The organism is Flavobacterium sp. KBS0721 (assembly GCF_002007065.3).
In the GTDB taxonomy this organism is placed as follows: domain Bacteria; phylum Bacteroidota; class Bacteroidia; order Flavobacteriales; family Flavobacteriaceae; genus Flavobacterium; species Flavobacterium piscis.
Window position 1 is genome coordinate 551,068 of record NZ_CP042170.1, and the last position, 13,921, is coordinate 564,988.

The window sequence follows — 13,921 nt, forward strand, 5'->3', positions numbered from 1 at the left end:
GAAATCTTTGTCAAAGTTTAAAACTTTGACAAAGATCTTTACATTCAAACTTATATACATAAGCTTTGCGTTCTTTATGACATAGCCATAAAAGGTTAAAAAACTTTGCGAATCTTTGCGTAAAAACTTTGCGCGCTTTGCGGTAAAACCACACAAGCAAAAACACAAAAGCCAAGAACCTGAAACAAAAACTACTCCTTCACTGGTTTAAAAACCAATTTCGTCGATGTTTTTATAATCTCCCCTTTATTCAGTTTCATTTTTCTGAATTTACCCGCATTGTACATTTCAGCCTGATCGCCGTAATGTTTGCTGAAAGGATTTCCGGATTGTCCGGTTGGCAAAATACTCCAGCTATTTTCTATATCTGAAAAATCAACAACTCTTCGGGTTGATGGCCCGCCTTTTACATAATACTTTCCTTCTTTATTAAATCCAAAGAATTGATTGTTTATTACTTCGTTTGATCCCGGAGCTGCAAAAGGCCCTACATCAAAAAGTTTACGCAAAGCAGCTATTTTTCCCAGCGGATGTTCGTGTTCTACCGTATGTACTTTTCCCCAATTCCAGTCGGCTACCTGATCACCTAATTGTTCCTGAAGTTCTTTTACAGATTGATGAAATGCTTTTGAAACAATTTCAGTTCTGGTCTCTTTTACATTTTTGGTTTTGATATTATCCCACCAAACCGAATTTTCATTCTCAATTTGTCGGGCAATAATTTGTTTCCCTAAACTCGTTCCTAAAAACAGGTTGAAACTATCCTCACCCATTTCATCTTCAAAAGTATTCTTTAAATACAAATAAATCCATTTGTTGTAAATGGTCGATCCAACATCTTCCAGGTTATTTGTTCCTTTCCACGATTGTAAAGACTTAATCACCTCTTTTTCTTTAGGCGAAATCGAAGCAATATCTACATTCGAAATTAAACTCTGAGCTACGCCCGGAGCAATTGGAGAAGTATTATCAAAAATCATTTTACTTATCGTTTCTTTATCCCAATCTGATTTTGCATCCATAAGAGCTGCAATTCTTTTCGCGCGATCTTCCGGCAAATAATAGCCCGGATACAAAAAACCATCAATGGCTTCCGGCTGATTATTGGCCGAATATACATAACCCCATTTTGGATTTTCGGCTGATGGGTTTTTAGAAAAATCCAGATATTCTTTGATATCATCTTTTCCGCTTGCGCCATCTAAAATAAAAAATGAATTTACCCCTTTATCATGTTTATATAATGTTCCCGTTGCCCACCACGCTACATTTCCTTTGGCATCTCCGTACATTACATTCAGTCCAGGAGCCGCAACCAACTGAACCGCTTTTCTAAAATCTTCTTTATTTTTTGCATGCGAAAGTCCGTAAACCGCATCCAGAATTTGTATTGGCTGTTGCGTATAAATCCATGACATGGCAATAGGATTTTTTCGATCCAGACGATCCAGCAAATCATTCATAATTGGCCCGTGTCGACTCGATTTAACTGTAAGAACCACATCCGAAGTATCTTTTACTTTTATCGTTTTTTTTCTGGTTTCATAAGTTGCAAAACCCGTTGGAGTTTGATATTGGTTAGCATCTCCTGTTTTATTTTTTTCCTGATAAAAATCGATATCATCATTTTCAAACATGGTTAATCCGTAGGCGTAATCCCGATTGTGAGCCAATAAAGGATATGGAGTTCCGGCCAGATAACAACCGTATAATTCAAATTCGGGAGTTATTAAATGCGCTTCGTACCAGGTTGCCGGCTGCGAAAAACCAATGTGCGGATCATTGGCAAAAATCACCTTTCCGCTTTTGGTTTTCGTTGGTCCTGCCACCCAGCTATTGCTTCCCACAAAAGGCGGAATTGGAGAATTATCCAACAAAGCGGCTACAGATTTTGCAATCGTAGTATATTCTTCAATATTTTCTTTAGAACTTTTAATTTGTGTAGTATTAAATTCTCCTTCAATACCTAAATCTTTCAAATATTCTGCTCCATATTTATTGCGGATATCAGTTAACAAAGGATCCGTTTTTTGAGCCATAGCAAAACTAAAAGACATATATCCAAAAATATTATAAACGTCTTTTATCGTGAATTTTTCTTTTTTAACGCCTACAAGAGTAAATTCAATTGGCGTTGTACCTTCCTCTAAATACTGATTAATTCCATCTAAATAAGCCAATGTCATTTTATAACTCTGACTGTTTTTATCTAATTTGGCAATGGCTTTCGCCGAAGCTTCTTCGATACCAATTCCGGAGAAAAATTTATCATTTTTGAGCGCCACAGATCCAAAGATTTCTGACAATCTTCCGGGAGCAATTCTTCGAAGCAATTCCATTTGCCATAATCTTTCCTGCGCATGAACATAACCTAAAGCCGTCATGGCATCTTTTTCAGAACTGGCATAAATATGAGGAATTCCAAAATCATCAAAATAAACAGTGCTTTCCTTGTCAAGGTTTTTCAATTGAATCTGACCTTCGTATTTTGGTTTCAAATGAAAGATATAGGCACACAAACCTATTCCTAAAACCACTATTATGACTAATAAAACCAACAGGATTTTTTTAATTCTTCTCATATTTCAAAAAAGTATAGGATAAAATGATTTGGTAATGATGTAACTTTAAGATCTAATCGTGTAAAAAACATCACTTATAAAAGTCTAAATTTATGTATTTAAAATCAATACTATAAATGTCAATCTATAAAAAAATAGCGATCGGAGTAATTTCATTGTTTCTTTTTGTGATTTTAGCCAATATTGGTCTTAATCACTGGATAAAAAAACAATTGCCCATAATTGTAATCAACAAAAACAAAACTGCCTACAATATTCATTACGAAAAAATTGAAGTATCGCTTTTCTCAAGAAATATTAATGCCACGACATTATTAATAAGCCCCAAAAACCAGCCAAAAGACAGTAAAAACGGGCTTTTCTCTAAAATAGAATCCATCACGATTAAGCATTTTAATATTTGGGATCTGGCCTTTAACGATCTTATTCAGGCAGAAAGCATTATTATCAATAAACCTCGTGTTATTTTATACAAAAAAGGCGAAAAACTTCTGAATAATAGTAAAAGCATCAAAAACGAAATTATTGAACCTTTTCGAAAAATTGTTGCCGTATCTAATATTTATCTCAATGACGGAACCGTAGATGTAGTTTCTTTAGACACAGACAAACCCATTCTTAGCGTTAAAAAAATCATCTTAAAATTAGAAGGAATTTTACTTACAGACGCCACTCTAAAAGAAAAAATCCCGATGCGTTTTGAAAAATATGTTTTGGTCTGTGATAGTTTATATTACAAACCAAGCGCTTTTTATGCCATGAATATTGGCCAGATAAGTACCGAGAAAAATTTCTTAAAGATCAAGAAATTCTCTTATTTACCAGAATTTAGCCGAAAAGATTTTGTAAAAAGATTAGATAAGGAAAAAGACATTTACACTATAAAATTAGATTCTGCTCACATTGAAAAAATGGATTGGGGATTTAAAAACGAAAAGTTTTTCTTTAAAGCAAGTTCACTAATTGCGAATCATGTTGATGCCAATATTTATCGCAATAAAATCCCGAAGGATGATTTGAGCAAAAAATATTTGTACAATCATTTATTACGAAAAATCAAGTTTCCGCTTCAAATTGATACCATACAAATTCTAAAATCGAAACTGGTTTATGAGGAAGAAATTGATTTCTCAAAAGGTCCCGGAATCTTGAATTTCGATCGCTTTAATATGCAGGTTACAAATTTAAAAAGCGGATTTGGTTATAAAAAAATGGCCGATGTAAAAATTAAAGTCAATTGTTTGTTTATGAAAAATTCTCCGCTGGATGTCAATTGGAGTTTTAATGTGCTGGATTTAAATGACAGTTTTCATATTCAGGGAACGATCGCTAATTTTAATGTCGTGGCGATGGAGCGATTTACAAAACCTTATATCAATACTACGTTTACAGGAAAATTTAATAAATACCATTTTAATTTTTATGGAAATGATGCTACTGCCAAAGGAAATGCAACCCTTGATTATGAAGGTTTAAAAGTTAAATTATTCAAAAAGAAAGATCGCGAAAAAGAAGCCAAACTTAAAACTGCTGTCGCTAATTTATTGCTAAAAAATGATTCGGACGATAAAACCAAAAAGGCAGATGTTGAACTTGACCGGATTCAGGAAAAGTCATTTTATAATTTTCTATGGCGAAGTATAGCCGAATCTTTAAAGAAGATTTTGATTTAAAACTTTTAGTACTACTTTTTAGCCACGAATTTCACGAATTAGCACGAATTACTTTTAAATCAGTGCGTTAAAATTAGTGCAAATTCGTGAAATTCTTGGCAACTTTTTTATCTACCTTATAACTTTAACCATTTTAAAACCTGACAATTATCAGTTTTTTTAAGGATAAATTTTCCAACATTTGCTTTTATTTTAATATAAAAACAAATGACAAAAAATCCCCTACACACTTTTCATATTCCGGTAATGGGACTTGCTTATACGATCGACAGTCCGATTCGAGTGGCACAATATGGTATTTCGTCTGTAGTTTCTATAGCCGATGATGAATTAATTGAAAAGATGCGTAATTTTTATAGCACTAAATTCAATTTCCCATACGAAGAAATTAGCCAGAAATTTCACGATTACAGAGCAGAAAGAATTACATCTTATCTTAATTTGGTAGATAAAATCGTAAAAGACAAATTCGAGAATTTTAAAAACGAATTGATAGAAAGCAAAACTGCGGTAGAAAATTACATCGCAATGTTACCTAACACTTCGGATATTAAAAAAGGTTTTCAAAATCTGCTTGACGACGGAATTTCTTTTAAAGAAAATATTCAAAATTATATCGAATCACATCTATCTCCCGGAGAAATTGATGTAAATATCATGACAAAGCTCGATAAAGATAATTTCGAAAAAAACGAACAGCTTCCTATTGAATTTAATGATGCTCACGCTGCTTTGAGAGGTTTTGCAAAAAGCAATTTAGAGTCTTCAGTGGTTCTTTCGGCCGGAATGAATCCAAGATTGTTTAGTTATTTTGAGAATTTTACAGATTTTTTTCCCAATTTAAATAATGAGCTTAAAAAGAGAATTATTCTAAAAGTAAGCGATTTTAGATCTGCGATGATTCAAGGTAATTTTTTAGCTAAAAAAGGACTTTGGGTTTCTGAGTACAGAATCGAATCCGGATTGAATTGCGGCGGACACGCTTTTGCCACAGATGGCCTTTTATTAGGACCAATATTAGAAGAATTCAAACAAAAAAAGGATCAGCTTGTTCAATCTGCACATGAGTTGATGACAAAAGTATTACAGCAAAAACAAATTTACGCACCAGAAAATCCTTTACCACTTAAAATTACGGTTCAGGGCGGCGTAGGAACTGCTGAAGAACATGAATTTTTATTAGAAAACTACAAAGTAGATTCTGTTGGATGGGGATCTCCGTTTTTATTAGTTCCTGAAGCTACTTCTGTAGATAAAGCAACCCGCGAATTATTAATAAACGCAAAAGAAAACGATTTGTATTTAAGTCATATTTCGCCTTTAGGAGTTCCTTTCAATACTGTAAGAGGAACTACAAATGAGATTTTAAAACAAAAACGAATCGACCAAAATAAAGCCGGAAGTTCTTGCCCAAAGAAATTCCTTGCTTTAAGTAAAGAATACGATCCACACGGAATTTGCACTGCTTCGAAAAAATTTCAGGATCATAAACTGGAAGAGTTAGAAAACCTCAAAAATACCATGTCATCTCAGGCTTTTGAAAAAGCAAAATTTGCCATTACTGAGAAATCTTGTTTATGTGTGGGTTTGGCAAATGCATCATATTTAGAGAATGACATTAAAATAAAAGGTCAGGCACAAGGAGTAGTAATCTGCCCAGGGCCCAATATGGCCTATTTTGACAAAGAAGTTTCTTTATCTGATATGGTGGGTCATATTTACGGAAACAAGTCGGTATTAACAACTAATGACCGTCCGAATTTATTTGTGAAAGAATTAAAAATGTATGTCGATTATTTTAGAAATGAAATCGAAAATATTTCGGGAGAAATCACGAATGCACAATTTAAAAAGTGGAATACTTTTAAAACAAATATTCTGGAAGGAATCGAATATTACAATACGTTACTTTCTCCTGCTTTATACTTCAAACAGGATTTAAATAAAATTAAAGAAGATTTCGATTTTTATAAATCTGAATTATCTAACATAAAAATACCAACTTTAGAATTAGCTTAAAACTCAAAAACCCCGATTTAAATTTAAATCGGGGTTTTTACTTTTATATAGAAATTGTTCTACTCTTTTTTCTTTTTGCTATCAATAACAGCACCAGTTCCGGTTCCTAAAGCAGCTCCGGCTAAACCACCAATGATGGCACCTTCACCTTTTTTCTTACTTACAATAGCACCTGTTGCAGCACCAACTCCAGCACCAATTACAGCACCTTTAGCAGTAGCACTCCATCCTTTCTTTTTGGTTGTTGTAGTTGTAGTTCCATTTGCTTGTTGATGTACTACTACAACTTTTTGAGATTCTACTTTTTGTTGTTCTACCTTTTGCTGCTCTTTAAGGGTTGCCATTTCTGTTTTCATCGAATCAATAACTCTTTGTTTATTAATTTCAACTTTCATTGAATCAATACTAGCCTGTTTGGCTTTACTGATATCTTCTTTTCCCTGATTCTGACACGAAACGATTGTTAAAGCGGCGAATAAAATATATAAGGCTTTCATAATTGTAGTTTTTAAATTATTACACTACAAATTAAAGAAAATTTGTTTTACTGAAGTTACATGATTCAGATTAATGATTATATAATTTCAAGATTGTGTTTAATATTAAACACGGATGAAACGATTGCTAAAGCAAAACGCGGATTTAAACGGATTTTTTTTATTGAATGAAAGGTTTGTTTAAGCAGATTTTCAAAGATTTACGCAGATTATTTTTTTAAGTTACTAACTAAAAATAATCACGCAATCCCGATAGTTATCGGGCGCCAAGTCGCACAGTTTTTCTCATTTTATGTCATTTCGACGAAGGAGAAATCTTCGCGAGAAGCTCGACAAAGATTTGATTCTCGTTGCAGAGTTACTTGCGAAGATTTCTCCTTCGTCGAAATGACAAACAGTACGATAAGCACTATTTTTATTAAAAACTTTGCGCCTTGGCTCCCGATAACTATCGGGATTGCGAGATTATAAACTTTTTCCTAAAATTCCTTTTTTCAGGATTTGTCCAAAGTCATACATATCTTCATAAGAGCAATACAAAGGAACTGGCGCCAGACGAATTACATTAGGTTCACGCCAATCTGTAATGACACCGTTTTTCATTAAATAATCGAATAAACTTCTTCCTTCTCCGTGTAAAAAAACAGACAATTGCGATGCTCTTTCTTCAGGGTTCGAAGGCGTGATGATTTCGAAATTTCCTTTTACTTCTTTATCAATTTCATGCAAAATAAATTCTAAGTAAGAAGTGATGTGATCTCTCTTTTTAATCAAAGCATCCATTCCAACCTCAGCAAACATTTCTACAGAGGCTAAATATGGCGCTAAAGAAAGTACCGGTAAATTACTAATTTGCCATCCATCAGCTCCGTGAACAGGATCAAAAGTTGGTTCCATCTTAAAACGGCGTTCTTTATTATGTCCCCACCAACCTGCGAAACGAGGTAAATCCGGGTTATTGTGATGTTTTTCGTGTACGAAACAACCAGATGCATTTCCTGGTCCTGAGTTCATGTATTTATAACTGCACCAGGCAGCAAAATCTACGTTCCAGTCATGAAGGTCTAGTTTGATGTTTCCTGCAGCGTGTGCCAAATCCCAACCTACTTTTGCTCCGGCTTTTTGTCCTGCTTCTGTAATGGTTTTAATATCGAAAACTTGTCCCGTATAATAATTTACTCCGCCAATTAAAACCAACGCCAGTTCATTACCTACTTCTTCAATTTTAGCCAGAACATCTTCCAGACGAATATTATGTTCGCCTTCACGACGTTTTATTTCTACGATAGCATCTTCTGTTTTATATCCATGAAAATGTACCTGACTCTGAAACATATATTGATCTGATGGAAATGCTTTTTCTTCGCAGATAATTTTATAGCGTTTGCCTTTTGGCTGATAAAACGAAACCATCAGTAAATGAAGATTCACCGTTAGCGTATTCATTACCGTAACTTCTGAAGGCAGGGCTCCAACAATTTTACTTAACGGTTCTGCAAATCTTTCCTGATAATCCCACCAAGGTTTATCGGCATAAAAATGACCTTCTACGGCAAGATCTGCCCAGTCGTTCATAACTTCATCGATATATGCTTTGGTGCGTTTAGGCTGTAAACCCAGGGAATTTCCGGTAAAATAAATTACTCTTTTGTCATTTACCTTAGGAAAAATAAATTGATCCTGATATTGATTTAATGTGTCTTGCGAATCAAGCTCTCGTGCGAATTCGCGTGTATTTTGAAAAGTCATTGTGTTTTTGTTTTGTCTGCTAAAATAACAAATTTTGTTTGTTTTGTTTCATGTTTTAAGTTTTGCGTTGATATGCTTTGAAGATTTAACCGAAAAGTTCGCAAGGATTTTCATCTAGGTTAACGTTTATAAACGCTAAGCTCGCAAAGCTTTGCGTGCTTTTGCATTTGGCAAACAGAAACTGCGTAAAAAATATTTGCGAACTTTGCGTTTAAATTTCGCAAATAATGACAAACTTGAAACCTGAAACTTGAAACCATTTTAAATAAAAAAACCCATCATCACTGACAGGTTTTATATTTTATCTGAATATCTAATTAGATAATCAACATCGCATCTCCGTAAGAATAGAATTTGTATTCTTCTTTGATTGCTTCATCGTATGCACGTTTCATTAAATCATGTCCACAGAAAGCAGAAATCATCATTAATAATGTTGATTTTGGTGTGTGGAAGTTTGTAATCATACAGGTTGCAATACTAAAATCGTGAGGAGGAAAAATAAATTTATTTGTCCATCCTTCGTAAGGATTTAAAGTATTTTGTGATGAAACTGAACTTTCGATAGCACGCATTGAAGTTGTTCCTACAGCACAAATACGTTTTTTCTTCGCTTTTGCCTCGTTTACAATATCACAAGCTTCTTGTTTGATAATCAATTCTTCAGAATCCATTTTGTGTTTAGACAAATCTTCTACCTCAACCGGGTTAAAAGTTCCTAAACCAACGTGAAGTGTAACTTCAGCAAAATTGATTCCTTTGATTTCTAATTTTTTCAAAAGATGTTTCGAGAAGTGTAAACCTGCAGTTGGTGCAGCTACAGCTCCTTCTTCTTTTGCATAAATAGTTTGGTATCTTTCAGCATCTTCAGCTGTTACTTCTCTACTAATGTATTTAGGGATTGGAGTTTCTCCAAGTTCTGTCAATTTGTTTCTGAATTCTTCGTAAGAACCGTCATATAAAAAACGTAAAGTTCTACCACGAGAAGTTGTATTGTCGATTACCTCAGCAACTAACGAATCGTCATCACCAAAATAAAGTTTGTTACCAATACGGATTTTACGAGCCGGATCAACCAAAACGTCCCAAAGACGTTGCTCTGAATTTAATTCTCTTAATAAGAAAACTTCAATTCTTGCTCCTGTTTTTTCTTTGTTTCCATACAAACGTGCAGGGAAAACTTTTGTATTGTTAAGAATCAAAACGTCTCCATCATCAAAATAATTGATAACATCTTTAAACATTTTGTGCTCTATAGTTTGTTTTTGACGATCGATTACCATTAAACGAGATTCGTCTCTGTTTTCTGCCGGGAATTCTGCTAAAAGTTCTTTCGGTAAATTAAATTGAAAATGTGATAATTTCATTTGAGAAAGTTATGAGTTATAGATTTTCGATCAGGATTATTTGAAGACCTGATTTTTAATCGTGTGCAAATATACGATTGTGAGATAGGCGTTGTCAAGTGTTTTGATGTTTATTTTCAAAAGTCGTTGATTTACTGATGCTTTGACTTTATAAAAAAACGCTTTTTTAACCATATAAGTGATATAAGTTCATTGAATTTAGATACTGAAAAAAAATGTTAGTGTTTTTATTTTGGCTAAAGCCAAAAATCTAAACCTAAAAAACCTCTAGTTAAAACTAGAGGCTATCTATTTTTCCGCCACGAATTCACGAATTATTAAATTGAAATTCGTGAATTCGTGGCGAATAATTTTTTTACAATTCTGAGATTTGAAAATTTAATGTTTTTAAGTCATTCCAAAAATCAGGATATGATTTAGAAACTACTTCAGCATCTTCTATAATAATAGGTACTTTTAAAGCCAAAGGTGCAAATGCCATTGCCATACGGTGATCGTTATATGTTCCAATTTTCACATTGTGGTTGATATTTTCCGAAGCTGTTAAAGTCAAACTGTCATTGGTAACAGAAATATCAGCTCCTAATTTTGTAAGTTCAATTCTAAGCGCTTCTAATCTGTCAGTTTCTTTAATTTTTAAAGTATGAAGACCTGTCAAATGACAACCGATTCCCAAACCTAAACAAGTCACCACAATGGTTTGTGCAATATCCGGTGTATTGTTTAATTCGAAATTTACAGTTTCATATTTAAAATTCTCTTGTTTTACCAAGGTCATTTTGTTGTTTTGAAACGTAGTTTTCACTCCTAATTTCTCATAAAGTGAAACCAATTCAGAATCTCCTTGTAAACTATTTTCTTTATAACTGCTCAATGTGATTGAAGCAGTATCAGCCAAAGCTACTAAACTAAAAAAGTAAGATGCGGAACTCCAATCTGATTCTACAACCATTTCTTTTGAAGCCACTTCAGCTTTTGGGTAAACTTTGATTATGTTTCCTTCAAAACTAGTCTGAATATCTAAATCGTTAAGCAAAGCCAAAGTCATTTTGATATAAGGAATTGAGGTAATTTCTCCTTCTAAAGTTAATTCTAAACCATTTTCTAATTTTGAAGCTACAAGTAAAAGTGCCGAAATATACTGGCTGCTAACATTTGCTGCCAAAGTAACTTTTGATGCCGTAACTTTTTTTCCTTTTATTCTAATTGGCGGATAACCTTCTTCTTTTTCATAAGAAATCTCCACTCCCAATTGTCCCAAAGCTTCTACTAAAATTTTAATCGGACGTTCCTGCATTCTGCTCGAACCTGTCATAACCACTTCGCGACCTTCGTTTACAGCAAAATAAGCGGTTAAAAAACGCATTGCAGTTCCCGCATGGTGAATGTCTACAATTTCTTCGTTGCCTATTAATGCCTTTTGCATTACCTCGCTATCATCAGAGTTTGATGTGTTAGCCAATGTAACATTTGGAAACAATGCTTTTAACAGCAATAAACGATTCGTCTCGCTTTTTGATCCTGTTACTGCAATTTGTCCTTGTAAATTATGTTGAGTAGTTTGAAGTAATAAATTCATTTTTTTAATTGTAAGTTGTAAATTATGAATTATGAATGGTTAGAAACATAATTCAGTCCCGCAATTTACCACTCCCCACTCATAATTCAAAATTCAAAACTCATAATTCAAAGCTTATGAGTGATATTTCACAATTATTTTAATTTATCGTTGTTTTTATGACGGTCTTTATCACGAACTGATTTTAAGTCCATTTTTTTATCAAAAGCGGCTTGTAAATCTATTCCGGTTTGGTTGGCAAGACATAAAACCACAAAAACAACATCGGCCAATTCTTCGCCTAAATCTTTGTTTTTATCACTTTCTTTCTCAGATTGTTCTCCGTATCTGCGCGCAATGATTCGGGCAACTTCCCCAACTTCTTCGGTAAGTTGCGCCATATTGGTAAGCTCATTAAAATAGCGAACACCGTGTTCTTTTATCCAGGTATCGACATCAAGTTGTGCATTTTTCAAATCCATAGTTATATTTTTTTAAGAACAATTTTTTCATTTTGACTGGCAATCATCTTCTGGAAAAGATCTTTTAATCCATTATACTGATCTGCTGCAAAAATACTATTGTTAATTTCTTTTGAACTAATTATTCGAATTTTGTTTCCTTCGCCTGATGTATTTAACATATAAACAATCTCTTTATTTTCTGACGCAATCTTAATAGGATTTGGCAAGGATTCTATTTCATATCCTTCAGGAATTTCAATATTTAAATTGAATTTTTCCTGAGTTGGGTAACCAAAATAAACTGGCATTTGCCTAATTTCCTGAGTAAACGGATTTTTAGATCTGGTAAAAAACAACAACGGATTAACAAACATTTTACCTCCAATAATTTCTACCCTATTGTCTGCATTTAAAGAAAATGTTTCAAGAACAGGTTCCTGAATATTTGTTTTCTTATTATCGATGGTGTAATTTGAAATTTTCGAATCTCCAAATTGTTCTTCTAATTTTTCAAGATAATTTTCCTGATTCTTATTGGCATTTTCAACTCTGAAAAGATAAGCATCATAATCGGTTCTTTGAATTCTGATCTTACCTTCTATTTTTCCAAGATTATCTATTTTGACCATCAAACTTGAATATTCTTTTGACATTGTGCTGGGCACTAAATCAATTTCCTGTGAAGTTCCATCATCTTTTATTAATCTTCCTTTCCAATTCAAAACATTTAAAGGCAAAATTCCGGGATATGTAAATTTATGTGTTGCGTCCAGTAAAATTTGTTTGTCTTCAATTTGAGCAGCAGCTACGACATAATTAAAACCCGTTCTTGTGGGATAAACCGGAATTCCATTTTGTATCGTACTTACCAACACCGGGTTCGCTTCTATTCCCGCCAACTTCAACATACTGATTAATATAAAATTAATTTCTGCCACATTACCGGTTTGATCTGCATAAGCTTTTTTTACCCCTTTCTGAGTATAATAATCATTCTCTTCATTCCAGTTCATTTTGTTTTGAACGAATTTAAAAATGATGTTCAATCTTTCTTTTTGTGATTCAACATTGGTCAATAATTTTTTAACATCTTCCAGTAAAAAATCCCTCTCATTAAGTTCTTTTCCAAAACTTTTATCTTTAAAAATAGTATTCGCCACGCCTTCCCAAGTTATCGTATAGTCTTTTACAGGCTGATCCGGATAACGTACCCTTTCTAACTCATGCTGAATGGATCCTTTATAATTATCAATATTATCTATATAAAGTTCCTGCAATAATGCCGGAATATCATTTCCTTTATAAAAAGCGCTTATTTGTTTATAGGATATGCTTTTTGTCTTGTTATAATCATCTTCAAAACTTTGACTGCCGCTGGTCAATTTTGAATCTGTTTCGACTTTATGGCCTCCTACCAAAATAGGTTTATAAATGTAATACTCCGGAATATCTGTTTTATACTCAAAGTAATTTACCGGAATGTCATATTGAAAATCAAAATCGGGTAGTTTTACAATGTTATCCGATTTTAAAATGTACTTATATTCTATAATCGATCCTACTTTTACATTAGGAAGCGTTATTATTTTTTCGTCCCAAAATTTATTTACTTTTTTCGTAAAAGCGCCCTGATTGCCCAGTTTTGTCTTAACAATTGATTCGTTTTCTAAATTATAAGTTACTGCATTTGAAAACTCTAATCGGTCTTCGCTCAAATTTTCATAACCTATATAAAAACGCACCTTTTGATCTGCCCATTTTAGTCCTTCTTTTTTATAAATTTTAATTTTAAATTCATAAACATGATTGGCCGAAAACCCTTTGTCTTTAGTAAACGTAAAAAATGTTTTTCCTTTTTTAAACAAAATTGCAGCAGGTGCAGCTGTATCTTTTGGGTTTGCTTTCTCTTTTAATTCAGCAACAGTTACTTTTCCCAAATCATAAGTTTGAGCACTGCTTTTTGAAATTCCCAGAAGTAAAAAAACAACTAATACTAAGCTTTGAAACTTCAT

9 protein-coding genes are annotated in these 13,921 nt (G+C 33.3%); 2 read left to right on the plus strand and 7 right to left on the minus strand.

What is annotated here, in order from left to right:
• Window positions 1–191 precede the first annotated feature (191 nt).
• Window positions 192–2,582, minus strand: coding sequence for a penicillin acylase family protein (locus tag B0M43_RS02675; protein WP_078006935.1), 2,391 nt, complete (start codon window positions 2,580–2,582; stop codon window positions 192–194).
• 116 nt (window positions 2,583–2,698) lie between these two features.
• Between B0M43_RS02675 and B0M43_RS02680 the strand changes: the two genes are divergently transcribed.
• Both B0M43_RS02680 and B0M43_RS02685 read left to right on the plus strand, forming a co-directional pair.
• Complete coding sequence (locus tag B0M43_RS02680) at window positions 2,699–4,255, plus strand: hypothetical protein (protein ID WP_078006934.1); 1,557 nt, start codon at window positions 2,699–2,701, stop codon at window positions 4,253–4,255.
• Window positions 4,256–4,462: 207 nt separating this feature from the next.
• On the plus strand, window positions 4,463–6,274 hold the full coding sequence (locus B0M43_RS02685; protein WP_078006933.1) for a hypothetical protein: 1,812 nt from the start codon (window positions 4,463–4,465) through the stop codon (window positions 6,272–6,274).
• Between the two features lie 59 nt (window positions 6,275–6,333).
• On the opposite strand, the gene B0M43_RS02690 is transcribed toward B0M43_RS02685, so the two are convergent.
• The 6 genes from B0M43_RS02690 to B0M43_RS02715 all read right to left on the minus strand — a co-directional run bounded on the left by B0M43_RS02690 (window position 6,334) and on the right by B0M43_RS02715 (window position 13,921).
• The gene (locus B0M43_RS02690; protein ID WP_078006932.1) at window positions 6,334–6,771 is read right to left on the minus strand and encodes a YMGG-like glycine zipper-containing protein; all 438 of its coding nucleotides are present in this window, start codon (window positions 6,769–6,771) and stop codon (window positions 6,334–6,336) included.
• A 465-nt stretch (window positions 6,772–7,236) separates the two neighbouring features.
• Window positions 7,237–8,520, minus strand: a complete 1,284-nt coding sequence (gene kynU / locus B0M43_RS02695) for a kynureninase (protein WP_078006931.1) — start codon at window positions 8,518–8,520, stop codon at window positions 7,237–7,239.
• Window positions 8,521–8,837: 317 nt separating this feature from the next.
• Window positions 8,838–9,887: a tRNA preQ1(34) S-adenosylmethionine ribosyltransferase-isomerase QueA gene (queA, locus tag B0M43_RS02700; RefSeq protein ID WP_078006930.1), complete on the minus strand. Its 1,050-nt coding sequence runs from the start codon at window positions 9,885–9,887 to the stop codon at window positions 8,838–8,840.
• 355 nt (window positions 9,888–10,242) lie between these two features.
• The gene (gene aroA / locus B0M43_RS02705; protein ID WP_078006929.1) at window positions 10,243–11,466 is read right to left on the minus strand and encodes a 3-phosphoshikimate 1-carboxyvinyltransferase; all 1,224 of its coding nucleotides are present in this window, start codon (window positions 11,464–11,466) and stop codon (window positions 10,243–10,245) included.
• 134 nt (window positions 11,467–11,600) lie between these two features.
• On the minus strand, window positions 11,601–11,927 hold the full coding sequence (locus B0M43_RS02710; protein WP_012022600.1) for a nucleotide pyrophosphohydrolase: 327 nt from the start codon (window positions 11,925–11,927) through the stop codon (window positions 11,601–11,603).
• 2 nt (window positions 11,928–11,929) lie between these two features.
• The gene (locus B0M43_RS02715) at window positions 11,930–13,921 is read right to left on the minus strand and encodes a DUF3857 domain-containing protein (protein WP_078006928.1); all 1,992 of its coding nucleotides are present in this window, start codon (window positions 13,919–13,921) and stop codon (window positions 11,930–11,932) included.